The sequence below is a fragment of the Aequorivita aquimaris genome (assembly GCF_001573155.1).
Classification (GTDB): Bacteria; Bacteroidota; Bacteroidia; order Flavobacteriales; family Flavobacteriaceae; genus Aequorivita; species Aequorivita aquimaris.
In genome coordinates, this window is sequence record NZ_JRWG01000001.1 from 159,675 (window position 1) to 181,873 (window position 22,199).

Here is a 22,199-nt window from a genome sequence, read left to right on the forward strand (position 1 = left end):
AATGCCGAACAGTAGAACCATAGAAACCTCCAGAAGCGCCGATTTGGTAACCTTCAAAATCTTGATTGAGGGCACCGAACTTTCGGCCGCACATCAAGTGAAGAATATTTCGGTGGAAAAGGAAATAAACCGAATTCCCTTTGCGCAAATCGTGTTTTTTGATGGGGAAGCGGCTTCGCAAAATTTCAGTCTCAGCAATGAGGATTTATTGGTTCCCGGAAAAAATATCGAAATAAAGGCAGGCTACCACAGCGATGAGGAAACCATTTTTAAAGGAATAATCATAAAACAAAGCATTAAAATCCGCGAAAGCAATTCAGTTTTGATTGTGGAATGCCGCGATGAGGCCGTGAAAATGACCATTGGCAGAAAGAGCAATTTTTACTACGAAAGCAAGGACAGCGATATTATTGAAGAAATTATTGGCAAATACGCCTTGGAAAGCGATGTGGAAGCAACTTCGTTCACCAATAAGGAAATGGTTCAATATCGAGCTTCCGATTGGGATTTTATAATGACTCGTGCCCAAATCAACGGACAAATTTGTACTGTTGATGATGGAAAAATAACAGTTTCAAAACCCGATCTTTCCCAAGATGCAATTGAAACCGTTGCCTTCGGCGCTACCCTACTCGATTTTGATGCGGAAATGGATGCCCGAAACCAATTCAACACAATTACCGTATACGGCTGGAATCCTTCCGAACAGGAAATTGTGGAAGCCGAAGCCACTGACCCCGCAATTTCCCTAAACGGAAATATTTCGGTTTCAGATTTAGCGGAAATAATAAACCTTGAAAATTTGGAATTGAAAAGCGGCGGAAGTTACAATTCAACCCAATTAAAAGATTGGAGCGATGCAAAAAGTCTATTCCAGCAACTTTCAAAAACGCGCGGACACGTAAAATTTCAAGGCATTCCAACCGTAAAACCCGGAACGATGCTCAAGTTGGAAGGCGTGGGCGAACGTTTCAACGGAAAGATTTTTATCAGTGCCGTTCGCCACGAAATTGTGGATGGCAACTGGACCGTTGACGCCGAATTCGGGATGAACCCAAAATGGTTCAGCGAAACCTATGATATTTCAGAGTTGCCTGCTGCCGGAATTATTCCCGCGGTGAGTGGCTTGCAAATTGGGGTTGTTTCACAATTGGAATCGGATCCCGACGGCGAGGATAGAATTTTGGTGAAAATACCCATCATCAACAAAGAAAAACAGGGCATTTGGACACGTATCGCAACTCTGGATGCCGGAAATAACCGAGGCTCTTTCTTTCTGCCAGAAATTGGAGACGAAGTAATTGTAGGTTTCGTAAACGACGACCCAAACCATGTGGTAATCCTCGGAATGCTCCACAGCAGCGCAAAACCCGCCCCTTTGACAGCCTCCGACGACAATCACGAAAAAGGGTTTGTTACCCGAAGTGAAATGAAACTCATTTTCAATGATGAGAAAAAATCAATCACTATTGAAACGCCCGGCGGGAAAAAAGTTACCATAGACGAAGATGCGGGAGCAATTGTAATTGAGGATGAAAATTCAAACAAAATTACAATGGACAGTGATGGGGTTGCGATGGAAAGCGGAAAGGATTTCAGCATAAAAGCAACCGGTGATTGCAACATTGAAGCTATGAATATAAATGTAAAAGCGAATGCCCAATTCAAAGCTGAAGGCAGTGCTGGAGCGGAAGTTTCAACCAGTGCCGTCGCAGTTTTAAAAGGATCATTAGTTCAAATAAATTAAAAAGTCAATCAACTAACAACTATAAACCAACAACCAAAATGCCACCAGCAGCCCGAATAAACGATATGCACATTTGCCCGATGACCAACCCAAACGGAAGTCCGCACGTTGGCGGGCCAATACTTCCTGCGGGCGAACCAACGGTTTTAATAGGCGGAATGCCCGCAGCCAGAGTTGGAGATATGGCAACCTGTGCGGGACCACCGGACTCAATAATAATGGGCTCGTCCTCGGTATTTATCGGCGGAATGCCCGCAGCGAGATTGGGAGATAGCACGGCACACGGTGGAAGTATTGTTTTGGGGGAATTCACGGTATTAATAGGAGGATAATTATGAATACATCAGATACATTTTTAGGAGAAGGTTGGAGTTTTCCGCCCCATTTTGACAAAAAAACGGGCCAATTGGTCACCACGACCGGAGTGGCAGATATCAACAAAAGCCTTGAAATTCTTTTATCAACCCGCTTGGGCGAACGAGTAATGCTTCCCAATTATGGCTGCAATTTGGAAGAACTATTATTTCAACCGCTGGATGTAACCTTAAAGACCTATATAATTGAACTTATAAAAACCGTAATTCTGTATTACGAACCACGAATTGATACACAAACAGTATCGCTAGACACCACAAATGAGCTGAACGGCGAGGTCTTAATAAACATTGAATACGTTGTCAGAATCACAAATTCGAGGGCAAACCTTGTATTTCCATTTTACAAAACCGAAGGCACCGAAGTATAAAAACCATGGCAAAAGACTGCGAAAATAAATTTCTGATAAACCATAAGGGCACCGAACAGACCCAAAGGTCGCTCAGCGCCATGCTTCCGGAAAATCTGAACTTGAACGATTTTTCAACAGAAGACTGGATGAAGTTTGCCTATAATTTTGCTTCGGAAGTAAATTATTTTTCTGTTGAAAATGCTGCTGTACCTTCGGGAAATTGGGAATCATTTTTTATTGAAAAGGAAAAAATCACAGCTTTTTTAAGAGAGGCCGAAACGTCAAACCGCCTCTCCCCGCACCTTGCACTTTTTGTGTGCTTTCTGAAATTGCTTGAAATTTCCAAAGCACATTTTAATGCACTTACCAAAAGACATCTCGATTTCTATTACAACGAAATTCTTCAAATTGACAAAAAAGCTCCGGTCGCAGATAGTGTTCATCTTATTTTTGAATTGGCCAAGAATTTTTCTACTTCCAAAGTAGATGAACACACGCTACTGGAGGCCGGAAAAGATGCTTTGGGGAAACGACTGCAATACGCAACCGATAAAGAAGTAGTTGTTAACAAAGCGACTGTTGGTGCCTTAAAAAGCATTTACCATCACAGAAAAACCAACAATCTAAACCCAATTGAATTTAACGGGCTATTTGCCGCGCCAGCAGTAAATTCCGCAGACGGCAAAGGCGAACCTTTTAAAGCCGATGGAAATTGGTTGCCCTTTGGTTACCCAACCCATTTTAAACCTTCAATTTCTTTGGAAACCCCAAACCTTGGATTTGCAATTGCAGCACCAACCTTGAATTTGGGCGAAGGGGAACGCGTAATCCAAGTTATTTTCAATCTTGAAAAATCAATTCCGGTTTTCAATATTTCACAGCTAATTGATTGTATCGACGTTTTTGCCACTGGTGAAAAAGACTGGCTGGGACCGTTTAAAATTTCGGCTTCAACAAAGGGTTTTACTTCGGTTGTTGGAAATAAAACAGTTCAATTTTGTTTGAAAATTGATAAAACGGAAAAGGCAATTGTTCCGTATAACCAAGAAATCCACAAAGAAAATTTCGAAACCGAACAACCAGTATTTCGATTTCTGCTGAAAACGCAACAACCCGAATTCAGCATCGGTTACCAACTTTATACGGAATTGCTTCAGAAAAAAGTAAAAAAAACAACCGTAAAAGTCTCCGTTTCCGAAGCTGAAAATCTGCAATTGAAAAATGATTTTGGAACCCTTGCTGCAGACAAGCCCTTTTTTCCTTTCGGAACGCAGCCTATGGAACGCTCCGCTTTCTATATTGACTATCCCGAAATGTTCAGCAAAAAGTGGAACACAGTTTCACTTCACGCCTCGTGGCTGAATACTCCGTCCGATTTCAAACAACATTACATTGCATACAGAAAAGACGATAACAATTTCAACCTATCGCCAAATCTGTATTTTCAAACGCTTTATTTCAATTTTAATACGGTAACCAAAAAATATGCAAAACCTGCTGGGTTAACTTTTAATCCAACCTCAAGCCCGAGCAATCTTTACGTAACCGGAAACGATTATTTTAAGGCGAAGGTTTCCGTTGAAAACAATGAAAATTTGGTAACCGTAAACGGTGCCTTTCCGCTTTTCACCAAAAATGGGGAACTTTTTGAAAGCAATCTTTCCATCAATAACGCAAATTACACAACGGGAAAAAACGGACCAATAAAACTATCGTTGAACCAATCGTTTTTACACGCACTCTTCCCAAAGGTTTATGCGCTCGCGCTTTCCACGGAAGAAGATACCGTACTGCCCAACGAACCGTACACTCCAATTATTGAAAAAATTGCACTGAATTATACCGCGAGTCAAGAAGTTGAATTTGGTGTTTCACAAACCGCAAATCTTGAAAAGATACAATTGTTCCACGAGCATCCGTTCGGGCAGGCGGAAACTTCCGAGACTTTGGTCCCAACGTACTGTGCTGGCGGCGAACTTTACATCGGTCTTGAGAATACCGAGGCATTGCAGCAAGTGCAGTTATTGTTTCAATTATTGGAAGGAACCGAAAACCCGTTGGCGGAAACTTTTTCCTCTGCTGAAAAAATTTCTTGGGCAGTGCTTTCAAACAATTCTTGGATGGAACTTTCGAGCGATTATTTGTTGGGAAATACAACAGATAACTTCCTAAAAACAGGAATTGTAACCATCATAATTCCGCGCGAAGCTACCGAAAACAATACGTTGTTGCCTTCGGGAATGGTTTGGCTGCGCGCAAAAAATCCAAAGAGCTTCGATGCGGTTTGTAGGTTTATAAACGTCCACGCACAGGTTATTACGGCAACTTTCGTAAACAATAGCAATGAACTTTCGCACCTTAAAAACGGTCTGCCTGCCGAAACCATCAGCAAACTTACGGAGCGCGATTCCGCAATAAAAAGTGTTTTGCAACCCTACAATTCCTTTGGCGGAAAACCCGAGGAAAGCGATGAAAGCTACTATCGCCGCGTGAGCGAACGGATTCGCCATCGCGACCGCGCCATTTCACTGTGGGATTACGAACATTTAATTCTTCAAAAATTTCCGGAAGTGTATAAAGTGAAATGCTTAAACCACACAAAAGGCAATGATTTTCACGCGCCGGGAAATGTTATGGTAGTTGTGATTCCTGATATTAAAAATAATAATGCCTTCGATATTTTTCAGCCGCGATTGAGTACTGCCAAGCGAAACGAGATTCAAAATTACATCAACGAACTGAACACGTTTTTCGTTTTCGCGGAAATTATAAACCCCGATTACGAAGAAGTTGAGGTTACGCTCGGTGTGAAATTCAACACAGGTTTTGACGAAAATTTCTATACAAAACAAATTGAGGAAGACGTCAAAAAATACCTTTCGCCTTGGGCGTATTCGGAAACCTCAGTACTGAATTTTGGTGTTGCCTTTCACAAAAACAAACTCATTTCCTATTTGGAAAACCAGCCGTACGTTGACTTTTTAGACGATGTGAGTGTGAAGCACAGAACCTCTGAAACTTCAGCATATATTGAAAAAACGAACGTGATTCCATCGAGTCCGAAAGCAATTTTGGTCTCGGCAAAAAAGCATTTTATAACCGCCGTGCAATCAAAATGCAGTGAACAAACCCCTAAAAAACCAACCGTATGTCTTCCGTAAAAACATACAGCACCATCGCGAAGGATACCTCCACCCAGGACGACCTTGACTTCGAATTCCTTAGAAAAAAGGGAATCGAATACATCGAGGCTTTGGGCAGCGGTCTGTGGACGGACTACAACGCCCACGACCCGGGAATCACGACTTTGGAAGTTTTGTGCTACGCGATTACCGATTTGGGCGCGCGGCTTTCCCTTCCGTTGGAGAATATTTTGGCAGAGGAAAACAATCCGAGTTTTTTAAATGAGCAATTTCTGACAGCCGAAAATGCACTGCCCATAAAACCAATAACCGCGCTGGATTACCGAAAATTGTTTATCGACATTGAAGGCGTGAAAAATGCCTGGCTGAAAAAACACGAAAAGAAAGTGTATGCCAACTGTAAAGAAAATAAGCTTTCCTACAAACCTTTCGAAATAAAGGAAAAGTATAAAAAGGAATTCATTTTGAATGGGTTGTACGATGTTTTGGTGGAATTGGACGAGCTTGACTCAGAAATTTTCAATACCGAAGCGAAGCGAAACAAAGAAATAAAAAGTCTAAAAGAAGAGGTTAGAACGGTTTATCACGCACACCGAAATCTTTGCGAAGATGTAATTGAAATCGAGGAAGTTGAAAACCATCCGGTAGCTGTTTGCGCAATCGTGGAACTGAAACCCGAAGCCGACGAGGACAAAGTGCACGCAGAGATTCTTTATACAATTGACGAATATCTGTCGCCTTCCCTCCGCTTCTACTCTTTAAAGGAAATGCTTGAAAAAGGCTATGCGCCCGATGAAATCTTTAACGGACCGCTTTTGAAAAATGGATTTATTGACAATTCAGAACTTCGAAAAACAGAACTTCGAAAAGAGGTGCGATTGACCGACTTAATTGATCTAATCCAAAAAATTGAAGGCGTTGATGTTATCCGTGACGTCACTATCAACAATTGCGATGGCAAGCCCGAAACCAAAAAAATCTGGAATCTCTGCATTCCCGAAGGAAAAAAGCCGAAACGCTGCGATAAAAGTTCGTTCAGTTATTACAAAGGATTTCTTCCGCTGAACATAAACAAAAAAGCGGTTGCCGATTATTTGGAAGCGATTTATGATGAAATCGAAGCCAATATTCTCGACACCGCTTCGCAGAAAAAATCGTTGGAACTGCCCGTTGGACGGTTTTCCGATGTTGGCAATTACAGTACGATACAAAACGATTTTCCAGAAGTTTATGGCGTTGGGGAATTGGGCGTAAAAAGCACGGCAACCATTGCAGACCGCGCAAAAGTGAAACAACTGAAAGCATATCTGCTCTTTTTTGACCAGATTTTCGCAAGCTATTTTGCACATCTAAAAAATGTAAAGGATATTTTTTCAATCAACGGCGAACTGGACAAAAGTTATTTCACGCAGATGGTTGAAAACGTAAAAGACCTTTCAGAATTGGTCTCTGCCAATTATTCTTCCGATGATAACATTACTGATATTTTGTTCTCCGACCTTGACGAGAAAGTTGCGCGCAGGAACCAAATGCTCGATCATTTGCTTTCACGTTTTGCGGAAAGTTTCAGCGAGTACGCTTTTTTGATGAAGCAACTTTACGGCAGCAATACCGACGCTGCGGTTATCAAAACCAAGGAAGGTTTTCTTCAACAATACGGAATGATTGGCTGTGAACGACCTTTGAGTTTCAATTATTTTGAACAGAAAGCCGAAGATTTGTGGGACACCGGCAATGTTTCGGCATTCCAAAAACGCATCGCACTTTTAAGCGGCAACCCAAATTATTTCCGTAGAAATTTCTCTGACGACCCGTTGGAAATTTACGAGGAAATTGACACCGACGGCATCATTGAATACCGTTTCCGTTTCCGAAGCAAAGACAAGGAAATTCTTTCTTCCTCCAGCAAGCATTACCACAATTTGACTTCGCTTTATAAGGAAATTTTAGACGTGAAAAATTACGGCCGCTTTGCGGAAAACTATGAAATAAAAGTGAATACCGCCGGAAAGTTTTACTTCAACCTTACCAATCCGAACATTCCCGATACAACCGATGAAGGCCACGTGATAGCCCGAAGGATTTCGAATTTTTCAACACAATCGACCGCCGAAAATGCAATTGCTAAAACCGTTGAATTTGTAAACACCCTCGATTTCAACGAAGGAATGTACGTTATTGAGCATATTCTGCTTCGCCCCGACGTAACAAAAGACACCGCTCCCGAAAATACTTTTTTACCGATTTGTATCGATAATTGCGAGGGTTGCGAAGGCATTGACCCCTACTCTTTCAGGGTTTCCATCGTTTTGCCGGGATGGACGGAACGCTACAGCAATGTAGATTTCCGAAGGTTTTTGGAAGAACTGATTCAAAAGGAATTGCCTTCGCATATTTTGGCAAAAATCTGTTGGATTGGTTACCCAAAAAGTTACGACACCAAAGGCGAGGAAAATGAAATGGTGGAACTGGAAGAAGCCTACAAAGCCTGGCTATTGGCAAAAACCGATATGGGCCAAAAACAACCGACCACAAAATTGAAAAGGCTTATCAAAATTATGAGCACATTGCACACCATTTACACGCAGGGAACGCTTCACGATTGTGATGATGACGAAGAACAACAAGATATTATCCTGGGCAGGACCAACCTGGGCAAACTTTAAAATACCAAAGTTATGGGCACTAAATTAATGGAAATTACTCCACAGTACCGCTCCTTCGTGGACGACCAAGTACTGACCTCCGGGCAGTTGAACGAATTTATAGAATATTTTGAGGACCAAGACCGCTTGACGCGCGTATGCCTGGTGGGCGTTGGCGTCGCGTGCGGATTTAAGGTTTCGGTAAACAACCAAAAATCGCTTGTAACCGTAACGCAGGGCTGCGGTGTTACGACCGATGGTGATTTGCTGAAACTTCAAAAAAGTATCAAAAACTCTTCCGTTACCTCCATTGTTTTGGAAAGTATCAAATATTCGCATTTTCGCGATTTTGACGATGATAAGGCTAAGTACAAACACTTCAGAAACGGCAATGCAACGATTGATTTATGGGAGTTAATTCCGCAGGAAAAGGTAGATTTGGAAGCCGGTCATCTTCCCATAAATTCTCAATTGCTCAATGGAAAAGTTGTCGTACTGTATTTGGAAAGTTTTCCGAAAGAAGCAGACATCTGTACCACCACAAATTGCGACAATCAAGGGCAGCTAAATATCCAAAATCTTCGGGTGTTATTGATTAACCGGGAAGATGTTGAAAATATAGTAAATGCAAAGGATGCCATTTTTACGAAGCACAACGTTTACGAGGCATTTACAAACCTTCCGCAAACCGCTGTTCCGAAGGTAATTTTAAACGATGGCAATGCAACTTCATATACAAAATTGGCCGCTGCTTATAAAGCTGCAATTACAGCTTCAAAAAACAGTTTGCACTCCGCGTTTCAGCAATTGTTCCAAGGTTTTTCCGACGTTTTGGATATAAAGGACGGGACATCGAACACGATGTTGAACCAGATAAATAATTTGGATGATTTCAACACCAATGAAAAGGTCCAATACCGCTATGATTTGGTACGCGATTTAAGCGATACCTATAATGAACTGGCAGAGATTCTTTTAAAACTGAAAACCGAATGTTGCCCAAATATTGAGGCATTTCCTAAGCATTTGTTGCTGGGCGCACTTTCGTCCGAAGAAATTTATCCCGAATTGCGCCACGATTTTTACCATTCGCCAACAAACAATGAATACGCCAAATATCTAAAAACGGCGAAAAGTTTGGTTCAGCGCTTGGTTTTGGTTTTGGACAATTTCAATCTTTCCGATGAAAGACAGGTTGCCATTACGCCTTCAAAAACCTGCGGAAATTTGGGCGAAAAAGCCATTCCCGTTTATTACGAAGTTGATGCTGAAATGCTCACGGCTTGGGATTTCAACAAAACCGAAAACTACAAACAGCGATTCAACGTAAGCTTTCACAAAGAAAACCTCGCGCCGAATAGCTGGGTTCAAAATCCATTGCAATTTGAGTTGGATTGCAACGATTTTTACAGGATTGAAGGGCATTTTGGGCATCCCGCGCAGGACAGCCGCAATGCAATAAATAATTTAAAGAATGACTACGCTTTGGATTTTGACTGTTTGCTTTTCGACCTTCAAAAAGATGCGCAGGCCTTTACTTCTTTTTTAAGGGAAAACCCTTCAATTGCCCATAAAGCGGGAGTTCCCAAAGGCGGAACCTTCGTGTTGGTTTCCGAAAGGGAAAATGTGGTGGCCGATTTTTGTATTTCGACTAAAATCAGCACTGCTTCAGACGGTTGCTGCTCTTTGATGGAATGTACCTATCCGTGGATCAGCTCGCTAAAATATATGAACAACCTTTCACGAAGTTTGAAAGGAACGCAGAGCCGCAATAAACCGATGCCGCAAAATTATGTGCTGCAGGTTATTGAATACAGGATTAACGGCGAACCGCTAATTAATAGAACGACTACAATTACAATTCCTTTAAAGGAAATATTCTTGAGAAGGATACACGCAGTGACCGAAGCGTTAAATAAAAAATTTGACAAAGGCGTGGTTTTCGACTTTAACGAAAGTCAGAAAAGGCTGGTCATTACGCGTGCGAAGGAAGACACTTTCACCATTCGTCTGCGGGAGATTTCACAGGCAAACAACAATGCCATTTATACATACAGCAACAATGGCATGTTCCGAAACAATCGCGTTTTCAGGCCCGATGCGATGCGTTGCCGTGATTTGAGAAATTACCGCGAGGCCTTCTATCAAAAACTGCACGCACAGATTGCACCAGTAAATAAAGATGATGATTACGGAACTTATGATGAAAAATGGGCAAAATGGAGCAAACTCACTGAGCGATTGGTTACCAATCCTATAATAATTGAAGCAGGATTGACCCGAATGGTTACCTCTTCAGCACAGTTGCCACAAGAGATTAGAACCATAATCGGCAACTTAAAACGCGATTTGAACCAGGCGGCCGGAAGTGGCACGAACCTACAATTCCGATTGGATGGCGATTGGGTAAATGGCATTTGGGTAAACAAATTTATGCTCGACCACCATAGACGAAACAAGAAAAATACCCACGATGATATTGTGCTGTTCGTGAACCTGCGGAAATATCTTCACAATGAAACGGGCGTCACAAAACTCTCCATTTACATAACAAATTTTGAATACTCAAGCGTTCTGGATGCTGCAATGGCAAAATACAAAACAGTGGCAGATTTCTATTTTGGAACGCCAACGGGCGAAAATGCGATAAGAATATGAGAAGTTTAGCTGAAAATAGCGTAAAAAAAGAAGGGTATCAGTCGGTAAAATTGTACAATCCGAATGATACCCTTATGGGTCTAAACACTAAAGAACTAGCACTACAAGTAAGACAAAAGACCGACGAAAGTAAACCTAACGAACGAACTAAAGTACAAACTATAAAAGAACTTGAACTAAACTGCACACAACCCAGTAATTCATCTCTGAATCGAGTAGTAAATATAAGTCTAAAAAACTAAACAACAAATGGTTGCGCCAAAAAATATCATAAAAAAAGTACAAATTGGGGTAAATACCCCTTCACTTGCCCATGGTATGCAATTAAAAGATGGATTGGGCGATTTTTTTAAAGAAGAAATTCTTCCTGAAATAGACAGTTATTTCAATTCGCTTCAAAAAAACAATCCAAAAATTATTCGAATTGAAAATATTTCCTTGGAAATCTCTATTAAAGAAAAAGATCCTTTGAAAGACCTCAAAAGATTAATTATCAAAGAATTAAAAAGAACGATTAATAAAGAAAATATTTTAAGCCCGGAGTGGAATGATTTTAAAACCACGTCGCCTGCGCAAAACGAGGCCGAATCATTTCTTCATTTTCTAAAAACAGGAACACTGCCGTGGTGGTTTGATCAAAAACCGGATATGTGGAAAGGTTTTTTTGAGGAAACAATTTCCAAAAGTGAAACATTAAAAGAACTGAAAAACCTTCTTTCAAAAGCAACGATTCGGAAGCGATTGATTTATCAATTTGATGACAATCAGTTATTTAAAATAGTAAATTCTTATTTAGAAAAAACCGAATTAGGTGATTGGCAAAACAAGGTTCCCAAAAAATTCAGAACCCAATTTTGGAAAGCTGTGCTGTTGTATTCAATTCATAAAAACGCCGAAGAAGTTGAAACAATATTTCAAAATATTCCCGCCAAAGAAGTCTCAAAATTGCTACAAATTTCAAAAGAAAGTTTCGGTTTGGATATTTCTTTGAACACTAAAAATATTCAAAAGGAAACTGCTGAAAGAGAAGTTTCCCTTAAAACAGAAAAGAGCCAAAAAGAGATAGACATTACTGACGCTGAAGAAGAAGCTGAAACAAATAAGGATGGTATTTTGGTACAAAATGCCGGATTGGTTTTACTGCATCCCTTCCTAAAAATGTTTTTTGAAAAAATGGATTTTATTTCGGAAAAGACTATCAAACCTGAAAAAATGGACGAAGCCATCCACGCGCTCCACTATTTGGCAACGGGAAAGGAACAGGCGTATGAGTACGAACTTGTTTTTGAGAAATTTCTTTGCAATGTTCCTCTAAACCATCCAATTAACCGTCATATTTTGTTGACAAAGGAGCAAAAAATGGCCTGTGAGATATTGCTGGAGGCCGTGCTTGGCCATTGGACGGCGCTGAAAAGCAATTCCACCGCAATTCTTCAAAACGAATTTTTGCAACGGGAAGGCAAACTCACGGTTTCAGCAGAAAAACAACAGCTTTATATTCAACGCAAAACCCAGGATATTCTTTTGGACAAACTGCCGTGGAATGTGCATTTGATCAAAATTCCGTGGAAGGAAAAAATCCTGTTTGTGGATTGGTAAAATTATGAGAGCTTTTTCAATAAATAGCGCCCAAAACGGAAAACCAAATTCCTTGCAGCCCACAAAAGGCAATACGCCCTTTTTTGCGGCACAGGCCAAGCTATCTGTGGGAAAAGCCGACGATGCTTATGAAAAAGAAGCCGATTCCGTAGCCGATAAAGTGGTGCAGCGAATGGAAAATGGTGCCTTCCGTGCTTCGGAAACTTTTTTTCCACCAGCAACAATTCAGAAAAAAACCGAGGAAGAAAATACGGAAATCCAACAACAGCCGCTTTCCGATTCCATAACCCCGTTGGTCCAATTAAAGAGCGTTGAAGACGAACAAATCCAAGAAAAATGTGAGGAATGTGAAAAGGAGACCGGTATTTCAAAAGCCTCTGAAAATGGGATTCCCAAAATCCAAAAAAAATGTGAAGCCTGCGAACAGAAAGAAGAAAGCATTCAAAAAAAATCCTCCAAAAGCAGCAGTGCTTCAGCTTCAAATATTCAAAGCACTTTAAAAAGCACGAAAGGCAGTGGCACTCCCCTTCCCAAAAATTCAAAAGCAAAATTGGAGAAAAGTTTTGGGGCAGATTTCGGCAATGTACGCATTCACAACAATAGTACCTCCGTGCAAATGAGCCGCGCTTTGGGAGCGCAGGCGTTTACAAATGGCAACGATATTTATTTCAATTCCGGGAAATTCAATCCTTCCACAAAATCTGGAAAACACTTGTTGGCGCACGAGCTTACGCATGTAATTCAGCAAAATAAAGGCATTCACAATAATATTCAGCGGGCCTGCGAAAATAGTCCTACAACAATTCCCTCAACGGGTATGAACGGATGTTCTACCGAAACATCACGCCCAACCCACCAAAACACTGAAATAAATTATGTGGTCGGAAACTGGGCCATAGACGCCCAAAGCAAAGCAGCGCTTTCAGCAATTGCGGCAAAGTGGCACGCCGACGCACGCAATGACACTGTACGCATTGATGGCTTTGCGAGCTGTGATGGAGCGGCTTCAACCAATTGGCGTCTTTCCTGCGATCGCGCAAATGCAGTGGAAAACGAACTGAAAAACCCTAGCGATGGAAGTCCCGGTATTCCTTCAACCGCAACCTTTAACAAATTTGCACATGGGGAAACGGAGGAATTTTCGGCCATAGATTCAACCCAAAACCGAAAAAGCCTAGTAACACTTCAGCCAACCGCTGGTGCGCTCCCGGCCGTAATGCCAACAGCGGGACCAAACGATTTTCAGATTACGAGAATACCTGCTTCTTCGCAGGACAAGATTTTTTTCGCAGCGGGAAGTGCCATTCTTACTCCAGGTGGAATTGCCGCAATTGATGCCTTAAAATTGACAACGCCCACGAATGTAAGGTTGATTGGCTTTGCAAGTATGGAAGAACCCACTACCCTTGCGCAGGATAGGGCCAATGCGGTTTTGGCAAGATTACAACAGAATCCAAACGCCATAAGCGTTGTTTCGGCTATTGGAAATGCCGCGGCCACTTCAACACGAAGTGATTTTGCAAGTGCGAGAAGCGTTGAAATCTTAACGGGAACGGCTACTCCCACAACCTTGGATTGCGATGCAATAGTTGTGGGAAGCAATCCTCCACAAAAAGTAAATCCGCCTACCCAGCCCTGCGCAACGATGGATCCCGATACGTTGACCGCTTTTAATACCGCATTGCCCATAGCCAATGACGCCATGACTGCAGCCATAAATGCTGCAAATGCAACACACGCAGATTTTAACCCAAATTTAGTACAGCAATTTTTCGGAAGAAATGATGCTGCCATTTTAGCAACACTTTCAAGCAATTTGTTAAGACTGCAAGCGCATGTTGCAGGTTTGCCCGCAATTACAAATTGTGGCGGCCAATGTGATACCGGCGGGTGTGAAAATGGGCCAATAGCATATAATAATGGTGTCGATTCTGCTTCAACCATGACTTTATGCGTTCCTACCTTTAAAAGTTTGAACACCAACGATGCCGCTAGAAATCTAATTCACGAAAGCGCCCACGGAACCACACCTTTGGGTGGCGCGGGAGCTCCTACCGAAGGGACAAAAGACGTGGCGTATAGGCACGAACGGATGATGTTCCAGCTTTCGCCTGAAGATCGTTTACGAAATTCAGACAGCTATGCGCTTTTTGCACTTTTTGCAAAAGAAGTACAGACTACAGGAAATGCAAATGCGGTGCCGGCCGGAATAAGCACGCCGTCCAATGATACTTTTATAGGGATAGATGCTGCGGATGAAGACCCACTGAAACTTGCCATTGCACAATTGGAGAAAAGACTGGCTTGGGCAACAAGCCATTCGGGGCAACTCTTCGGGGAAGCACAATTAGTACGCGATGGCTCCCAAACCTGGGCCGCAACTTGGGCCAATGCATATATGCACGAAGCTGCATTGCGATTTCCCGTAAATGATCCTTCCGTTCCGCCAAACCAACCTACTTTGGACGATATGGTGAAATTAGCCGCTATCGTTGAAAAATATAAATTGATGCGCTTTGCCGTAAAAAGAGACTTAACAGTATTTGGCCTTGCCGTTGGTGTAGTGTCTTGGATGGGTGGCGCCACCATTGCAGGCGATACGCTGTTTATTGGCCCTGATTTTTTCCGGGCTGATCCGCGGCAGCAGATATCATTGCTTTTGGAAGCCCTCGCCGCTTCAACACCCGGCGTGGAGGCCGCTTTTATACCGGCTTATGTATCCTTTGCGGAATTTATGCACGACAATGCCTAAATCAGAAAAATATTAAGATGACAAAGTATAAATCATTTCTGAAAATTGAAAAAACCGTTTCACTGCCCGTTGCTGTTGAAACGAATGCCGTTTTGGTTTCTTGGAAGGAAAGTCTTTTCATCTTAACAAATTCAATTGCAAAGAGAGAAACTTTTGTATTTAAAATAAGTGATTCTTTCACTTTTGAAAAAATTAAAACCCTTCCCATATTATCGACATCTGCTTATATTTTTGAAAGCCAAATAATTATTTCCGGCAGTGATAATGAGGGAAACGCCATAATTGTAGCTATAAATTTTTCCGGAGAAATTCTTCAAAAAATACCTTTGGAAATCACTCCCAGTATTTGGCCCAAGGTTGGCGGCACGGATAAAATATATGTTGCTTGGCAGGAAAAAACTGATGAAATAAAGCGTGGTATCTTAAATTTTAATAATTCTGAAATAGAACAAATTCAGCAAATACAAGTTGAAAATCCGCCAGCAAAACTCATCGCCGTCCCGAAAACCCTTTTCGCGATCATTTCAGAAAAAAACAAAACGATCGTAATTGATTTGATTACAAATGAGCAACATTCCTTAAATATTTCACAGTCTATAACAGTTGGGCAATCAAATGAAGATATTTATTTTGGATGGATGGAAAGCAACACCGTGTGTTTAAAATTTCAGCACAGTGAAGAGAAACATTGTGTTGCTTCAAAAAACGCAAATACCGGAAAACTACAGGCGATTTCGGGAAGCGAGGCCGCGCTCTGGCTACAAAAACAGGAAATGGACATTGACGGAAATTACCAATGGAAATCTGCATTTATTCAAAAAGATGTTGAAGTTTTTGAAATCGATAATTTCATACACACCGTTGGCGCTTGGAACGGGATGCTCGTCGCCGTTCAGGAATCGAAAATAATTTTCCTCAAAAAATAAACAATTTAACAGATGAAATCATGAAAAAAGACAAATATCTAAAAGAGCTGACCATTAACGAGACCCAAAAAAGACACGGCGACAATACTAAAAAAGATGTGATGAAAATACAGTCTTGGCTTTCACTCTATGCCATTCAAAACCCCGAAAGTGGTACTGTAACCGGAATTGACGGCGATTTTGGCCCAGCAACCGAAAAAGCGGTCAAAAATTTTCAAAAGGCAACAAAAAGCAGCCAGAACGGGATAGTTACCCCACAACTTTTTGAAAAACTCTGCGAAGGCATGAAAGATGCCTTTGAAAGACCATTGCAGTCAATCACGCTAAGAAATGCAATGGTGGAAGCGGCTGAAAATCATTTAAGGAATGCCCCTTTCGAACTCGAAATAAAAGGACAATCCAACAGTGGCCCGTGGGTTCGGGCGTATATGGACGGCCATGACGGTTCGCCTTGGTACTGGTGCATGGGCTTTGCACAAACAATTTTAGACCAAGCCGCCAGCGCGCTCGGGAAGGATTTCCGCAGCTTAATGCCGCTTACTTACAGTTGCGATACCGTTGGGACGACAGGTTTGAGCAAAGGGTTGTTGACGCGTTACCAAACGGTTCGCAACAATCCTTCGGTGATGAAACCGGGTGATTTTTTCCTTTTGCAAAAATCTAGATATGATTGGACGCATACAGGTATTATCATTTCCGTGGGCAACGACGTGATTGAGACCATTGAGGGAAACACCAACCAAGCGGGCTCCCGAAACGGGATTGCGGTTTTAAAAAGAACCCGAAATTTCAGAAAATCGAAACTGGATGTTTTCTCCATCGAGCCATTGGTATAGTTTATTATTTTTTCAAAAGAAATTTTTCTAGATAATTATCTTTAAATTAGAAGCTTATATCAATTTTTCAATGAAAGAAACTGAAGAAAAAAAATCGTGGATTACAAAGCTGATTGATGTTGTGCATCGTCTTTTCAAATCTTTCAAAAACTTTTTTAAGTCTTCTATTTTAAGCCTTTTGGTCATATTGATCATTCTTTTGTTGTTAACCCAAATGGATCAGGCCTTCACTATGATGGTCGATTTGATAGAGACCAAATGGGTTTCCCTGTTTTTGGCATTCTTTTTCATTAACGGGCTGGCTGTTGCGCTTTCCCACTACCCTATTTATACCTATTATGCAGCTGATCTCAACAACAGTGGCGATTATACAAACTGGCACGCAAAGCACCCTTTAAACTGGTGGATTTTTAAAAAATTTACGGTCTATACTTTTACCACAGATAAGAGCTCAGGTTACAAACCCGATAACTGGGCCAATTATTTCCGCTATTCCACGGGCATTTTAATACACATTGTTTGGATACACTTCATCATCAGCAGTTTTAAGCCAAACTTCATTTTTGAGGATTTCCCTTTTGATAAGGTGAAGATTATTATTTATGTGCTGCTTCTCGTCCCTTTTGTACTTTATATCTATTTGAAGGAAAAAATCACCAGGTACGAAAGTGAAAAAACCACCGAAGAACTTCCTGAAAAGCTAATAAAATTCTACCGAAAATTGGCCCTTTGGTACCTAATCATTGCTATCCTGTGCGTTGTTCTGCTCATAAATACGCTTACTTGGGGCAATTTCAGCCCGGGAGGGTTTATAATGCTGCTGTTGACCAGCTATGCCTTTATGTTCAATTACATTTTTTTCAGATTGTTGCGCTCCAAATTCAGTTTGATTTTAGATACGTTAACTAGCGCCAAATATCTTCCCGTACGGATATTTTTTGAAAAAATCCACTTTTTGGAAAAATCCGAGAACTATCTGTTAATGTTTTATTTGAACTTTTTAGTGGCCGCAATTTTTCTTTTTGTACTCACAATGGCCAGCATTTTGGGATGGCCGCTGATGAATGGCGTTCCCATTTTGCTCGCCTTCTTCTACTTTTACTATTTTGTATTGGCAAGTCTGGGTAAGTACTTTTTTGTTGCCAGAAAAAAACAATTGCTGAACACCAAAAGTTATCGTGCATTTTTGGCAATTAACCTGATATTGATTGTTCTCATAATTATTACAAATTGTACCAATACCGAAGTCACTACCCACGAACTGGATTTAGTTGAAAACACAAAGACCGAAATACCCGAAGCAGTATTTTTGGATAGTCTAAAAGCAAAAAAGGACAACACACTTTTCTTTATAGCTTCACACGGCGGCGGGTTAAAAGCAAACGTTTGGACACTTAATGTGCTGAACAAATTACAAACAAATACAGAAGGAAAACTGTTGAAACAAAGCATCGCCTTTTCGGGCGCTTCGGGCGGTTCGTTAGGTTTGGCGCTCTATACGGGGCTTTTCAAGGAAGATGCTTTGGATACGCTTCGCATCAAAAAAAAGATAGATTCCCTCGCAAAACAAAATTATACATCACTGGATTTAACACTAACGTTCGGGCTGGATACCTATCGAAAGCTGTGGCCGTTTAGCCAGCGTATCGGCTTACGCGACCGTCCATATTATGCAATGGTGAAATATCAAAACAACATTCAAAACACGCCTTCAAAACATCTTTCCAAAGTCTCTTTTCGCGATTATTGGAAAGAAGCTTTCTTGAAAGGCGGCTATTTTCCGTCGCTCATTATGAATACCGCCGGCCAAAAAGGAAACCGTGGCATTCTGTGGTCTGTGAGACAAAGAGATTTCAACGCAATTTTTCCCTATGCAGAAAATCTGGCCGATTTGGCGGGCAATAAAACCATTCCTTTTTACCAAGCGGTTTCCACTACCAACCGTTTCCCTATTTTCAGTCCGGCCGCAAAAATAAAGGGGCACGGCCATTTTATCGATGCGGGGGCGATTGACAATAGCGGACTTTTGGGATGTTTGGATTTGCACCATTATTTACTTCGCAATCAGGTTTTGGGCGACAAACAGATTGCTTATGTTGAAATTATAAACAGCAAAAGTCTGTATGTGAATTATTTGGTTGAAAAATTCAAAAAAGAAAACAAAATCCTTCACATCCACAAAAACGAAAACGAATCGGATAACATAATCGTCGATTTGGAAACGGGGCTCAATCTTGATAAAATCCCCAACTACCTCAGTGATTATTTGACCAATTGGGAAGAAGCAGCCGATGGAAAATTGCGTTATTTCAAAATTTTTATGCCGCACAAAGTCTCCATTGATGATGTGGAAGCGTTTTTTAAGGGCACGATTACAAATTCCAAAACCCGCAAAAAACTTGAAGTTTTTCTCGAAAAGGAAAACAATTTGATACTTTCCTTGACCGAAAAGCCAAACAAATCCTTTTTTGACCCTTGGGAATTTTACGAACCTACCCTTTCACGGCATTTAAGTATAAGCAGCTTAAATTATATCGATGCCATTTTAAAACATCCTTTGTTGGAAGAGCAATTTTCAGAAATCGAAAAAATAATCAATACAAAAGCCATGGAAAAAAACAAAAATCCGGAAATCGCTTTTTAAATAATATAAAATATAGATGAAAGATACATCTGAAATTGAGCTAACTAAAATTTTCAACTTTTTGGAAGCGGTCATTTCGTGGCGAATAAAAAATCCCATCTCAGATTTTGGGACGCAAGCACCTACTTTGGATTTAAAAAAACTGGGGAAATCAAAATTGGGCGAATTTTTAAAAGAAGAAAACATTTCACAAGCGGAAGCATTAGTTCTTCTTTTGGCCCTCGCACCTTCCATTTATCCGTCAATTTTGCTCGATGTGGTTTCAAAGGAATTCCCAAAAGGGACCGATTTTGTTGAGTTTGGCGGTGTAAAAGGGCAAAATCACCGCGGCATTCTTCCCACGGGCGAAACCGTTCAATTTATTTTGGGGGGCTCAGATTTCACAAAAAGAATGGAGTGCATGGACTACTTTTCGGAAGCACATTTCTTCAACAAAAAAGATGTGCTTTACCTCGAAAATGTACCTTCGGGAGAACCTATGATGAGCGGAAAATTAGTGCTTTTCCCAGAAATTATACACAAGCTCACCACGGGAGAGGTGCCGCCACCAAAATTGAGCACCCAATTTCCGGCGGAAAAACTTGAAACCCAATTGGAGTGGGATGATTTGATTTTAAGCGAAAAAACCTTGCAGCAAATAAAGGAGCTTGAATTTTGGTTGCAACACAACGACCATCTTTTCAAAAATTGGGGAATGGAGAAACGCTTGAAAGCAGGCTACCGAGTGCTTTTCCATGGACCAGCGGGTACGGGAAAAACACTGACCGCAAGCCTTTTGGGAAAATACACCCACAAACCCGTGTATCGTATTGACCTTTCAACAGTGGTTTCCAAATACATAGGCGAGACCGAAAAAAACCTTTCAAACCTTTTCAATAAGGCCGCGCATAAAGACTGGATTTTGTTTTTTGATGAGGCCGATGCCATCTTCGGAAAACGAACAAATGTTAGAGATGCCCACGATAAATATGCAAACCAAGAGGTTAGCTATTTACTGCAGCGCGTAGAATCGCATCCCGGATTGATTATTTTGGCTTCCAATTTTCGGGATAATATTGACGAAGCTTTTACGCGAAGGTTTCAATCTATTATCGCTTTCGAAATGCCCGGTGCAAAGGAACGGGCTGTTATTTGGAAAACAAATCTTCCCGAAAAACTGAAAATTTCAAAAGAAATTGATTGGGAAGAAATTTCAAAAAAATACGAACTCACGGGCTCCAATATTTTGAACATCATCCAATTTTGCTGCTTACAGGTTTTAAGTGAAAAATCTGAAACACTTTCATTTAAAATTTTACAACAGGGAATCAGACGTGAGTTTTTAAAGGAAAACCGCACACATTAGCCTATTTTTCGTGAAGCGTATTTAATGCATAAATAGCGAAACTGCCCAGCCAGTGGCCGCCTTCGTAACTATCACCCACTAAGTTTGGATAGGAATAGGCCACGTGTTCATTCGCTAAATTTTCAAGATGTTTGTATTTCGGGTACCGTTTTGCCAAACCATAAAAAACCCAAGCCCTACTAAAGTTCAGGCCGTCCAAATGCACTAATTTGCCGTCAGTACGGTCGCTTACCGCCCCTACTTTTAAATGATAGTTTTTATCAGCAAGTTGAGGCATAAATTTATCCAACCATTCTATAAACTCTTCTCCATCAGAATATTTTGCCTTTGGTGATAGTACGCGGCGCATGATGTCAATTTCTTCCAAACAAGGCGAAAGAAAATCATAGCCGCTGGGTTCCCAATCAATAGGACAGTTTTCATCATTCATATAAAAATCGCGGGCGCGCTTTTCAATTAATTGTTTTAATTCCAAATCGCCCATAGTTTTAGCGTAGTCATAAGCGAAAGTCAATCCGAAGGCTGTATTGGTATGCTCACCCACTCGGATTGGGTAATTCAGTTTTGGAAGAAATTCTTTGTAACGAAGCACAATAATATCTGCCAATGGTTTCAGGTTTTGTTCCAAATCCTTCGCCATTGGGTCGTCCCAATTGTGTAATTCTTCGGAAAGTTTTAGGAGCCAAGCCCAACCGTAGGTTCTTTCAAAGGATTTATTGATGGGTTTTTCAAAAAAGGCAAGCTCGGTAGTCACATTTTCGGCTGTGATCTTTTCTTTCAGCAATTTTCTAACTTCCTCTGCCTTTTCCATTTCTGGAAATTGTTTCAGCAGCGTAACCATAGACCAATAGCCATGGACGGCGCTGTGCCAGTCAAAACACCCATAAAAGATAGGATGCACGGCGATTGGTTCCACCAAATCTGCTTTACTTTCCAAGGTTTCACCGGGTTTATAAGGATATTTTGTGCCTACGCATTGCAGTGGAAGCTCAATCAGTTTATTGGCTTCAGCTAATGTAAAGGTTGGTTCGGGAAACGTTTGTATGGAAGTTTCATCTTTTTTGGAAGTTTCTGAGCTATCTCTTTTCTGGTCTTTACAGGCAAAAAGAAGGATTACAGAGAAAAAAAGCAGATAGAATTTTTTCATAAAACTGTCGAATTTGGATAAAGATAAAGC

The 22,199-nt window shown here is 41.1% G+C and carries 13 protein-coding genes; 12 read left to right on the top strand and 1 reads right to left on the bottom strand.

Features of this window, described 5'->3' with window-relative positions; all coding sequences use genetic code 11:
- Position 1: 1 nt before the first annotated feature.
- The 12 genes from vgrG to LS48_RS00780 all read left to right on the top strand — a co-directional run bounded on the left by vgrG (position 2) and on the right by LS48_RS00780 (position 21,022).
- Positions 2-1,747 (top strand): type VI secretion system tip protein VgrG, encoded by a 1,746-nt coding sequence (gene vgrG / locus LS48_RS00720; RefSeq protein ID WP_062618978.1) that lies wholly within the window; start codon positions 2-4, stop codon positions 1,745-1,747.
- Between the two features lie 38 nt (positions 1,748-1,785).
- On the top strand, positions 1,786-2,079 hold the full coding sequence (locus tag LS48_RS00725) for a PAAR domain-containing protein (RefSeq protein ID WP_045079903.1): 294 nt from the start codon (positions 1,786-1,788) through the stop codon (positions 2,077-2,079).
- 2 nt (positions 2,080-2,081) lie between these two features.
- Positions 2,082-2,492 (top strand): GPW/gp25 family protein, encoded by a 411-nt coding sequence (locus LS48_RS00730; RefSeq protein WP_062618980.1) that lies wholly within the window; start codon positions 2,082-2,084, stop codon positions 2,490-2,492.
- 5 nt (positions 2,493-2,497) lie between these two features.
- On the top strand, positions 2,498-5,635 hold the full coding sequence (locus tag LS48_RS00735; RefSeq protein ID WP_062618982.1) for a baseplate J/gp47 family protein: 3,138 nt from the start codon (positions 2,498-2,500) through the stop codon (positions 5,633-5,635).
- Positions 5,623-8,283 carry a baseplate wedge protein gene (locus LS48_RS00740; RefSeq protein ID WP_062618985.1) on the top strand — a complete coding sequence of 887 codons (2,661 nt, stop codon included), beginning with the start codon at positions 5,623-5,625 and terminating at the stop codon, positions 8,281-8,283. The genes LS48_RS00735 and LS48_RS00740 overlap by 13 nt, the downstream gene beginning before the upstream one ends.
- Positions 8,284-8,295: 12 nt before the next feature.
- On the top strand, positions 8,296-10,920 hold the full coding sequence (locus LS48_RS00745) for a hypothetical protein (RefSeq protein WP_062618987.1): 2,625 nt from the start codon (positions 8,296-8,298) through the stop codon (positions 10,918-10,920).
- 249 nt (positions 10,921-11,169) lie between these two features.
- The gene (locus LS48_RS00755) at positions 11,170-12,519 is read left to right on the top strand and encodes a contractile injection system tape measure protein (RefSeq protein ID WP_062618992.1); all 1,350 of its coding nucleotides are present in this window, start codon (positions 11,170-11,172) and stop codon (positions 12,517-12,519) included.
- A gap of 4 nt (positions 12,520-12,523) precedes the next feature.
- Complete coding sequence (locus tag LS48_RS00760) at positions 12,524-15,271, top strand: eCIS core domain-containing protein (protein ID WP_062618994.1); 2,748 nt, start codon at positions 12,524-12,526, stop codon at positions 15,269-15,271.
- Between the two features lie 17 nt (positions 15,272-15,288).
- Positions 15,289-16,197 (top strand): hypothetical protein, encoded by a 909-nt coding sequence (locus LS48_RS00765; protein WP_062618997.1) that lies wholly within the window; start codon positions 15,289-15,291, stop codon positions 16,195-16,197.
- 20 nt (positions 16,198-16,217) lie between these two features.
- The gene (locus LS48_RS00770) at positions 16,218-17,033 is read left to right on the top strand and encodes a peptidoglycan-binding protein (protein ID WP_062618998.1); all 816 of its coding nucleotides are present in this window, start codon (positions 16,218-16,220) and stop codon (positions 17,031-17,033) included.
- 70 nt (positions 17,034-17,103) lie between these two features.
- Positions 17,104-19,677, top strand: a complete 2,574-nt coding sequence (locus LS48_RS00775; RefSeq protein ID WP_062619000.1) for a patatin-like phospholipase family protein — start codon at positions 17,104-17,106, stop codon at positions 19,675-19,677.
- A 16-nt stretch (positions 19,678-19,693) separates the two neighbouring features.
- Positions 19,694-21,022, top strand: coding sequence for an ATP-binding protein (locus LS48_RS00780; protein ID WP_078056353.1), 1,329 nt, complete (start codon positions 19,694-19,696; stop codon positions 21,020-21,022).
- Between the two features lies 1 nt (position 21,023).
- Here the strand turns inward: LS48_RS00780 and LS48_RS00785 are convergent, their stop codons facing one another.
- Positions 21,024-22,169 (bottom strand): DUF2891 domain-containing protein, encoded by a 1,146-nt coding sequence (locus LS48_RS00785; RefSeq protein ID WP_062619002.1) that lies wholly within the window; start codon positions 22,167-22,169, stop codon positions 21,024-21,026.
- Positions 22,170-22,199 lie beyond the last annotated feature (30 nt).

Coding starts and splice junctions, on each gene's coding strand:
- LS48_RS00740 (WP_062618985.1), top strand. CDS start 5,623: ATGTCTTCCGTAAAAACATACAGCACCATCGCGAAGGATACCTCCACC.
- LS48_RS00785 (WP_062619002.1), bottom strand. CDS start 22,169: ATGAAAAAATTCTATCTGCTTTTTTTCTCTGTAATCCTTCTTTTTGCC.
- LS48_RS00745 (WP_062618987.1), top strand. CDS start 8,296: ATGGGCACTAAATTAATGGAAATTACTCCACAGTACCGCTCCTTCGTG.
- LS48_RS00770 (WP_062618998.1), top strand. CDS start 16,218: ATGAAAAAAGACAAATATCTAAAAGAGCTGACCATTAACGAGACCCAA.
- LS48_RS00780 (WP_078056353.1), top strand. CDS start 19,694: ATGAAAGATACATCTGAAATTGAGCTAACTAAAATTTTCAACTTTTTG.
- LS48_RS00760 (WP_062618994.1), top strand. CDS start 12,524: ATGAGAGCTTTTTCAATAAATAGCGCCCAAAACGGAAAACCAAATTCC.
- LS48_RS00730 (WP_062618980.1), top strand. CDS start 2,082: ATGAATACATCAGATACATTTTTAGGAGAAGGTTGGAGTTTTCCGCCC.
- LS48_RS00755 (WP_062618992.1), top strand. CDS start 11,170: ATGGTTGCGCCAAAAAATATCATAAAAAAAGTACAAATTGGGGTAAAT.
- LS48_RS00765 (WP_062618997.1), top strand. CDS start 15,289: ATGACAAAGTATAAATCATTTCTGAAAATTGAAAAAACCGTTTCACTG.
- LS48_RS00775 (WP_062619000.1), top strand. CDS start 17,104: ATGAAAGAAACTGAAGAAAAAAAATCGTGGATTACAAAGCTGATTGAT.
- LS48_RS00735 (WP_062618982.1), top strand. CDS start 2,498: ATGGCAAAAGACTGCGAAAATAAATTTCTGATAAACCATAAGGGCACC.
- LS48_RS00725 (WP_045079903.1), top strand. CDS start 1,786: ATGCCACCAGCAGCCCGAATAAACGATATGCACATTTGCCCGATGACC.
- vgrG (WP_062618978.1), top strand. CDS start 2: ATGCCGAACAGTAGAACCATAGAAACCTCCAGAAGCGCCGATTTGGTA.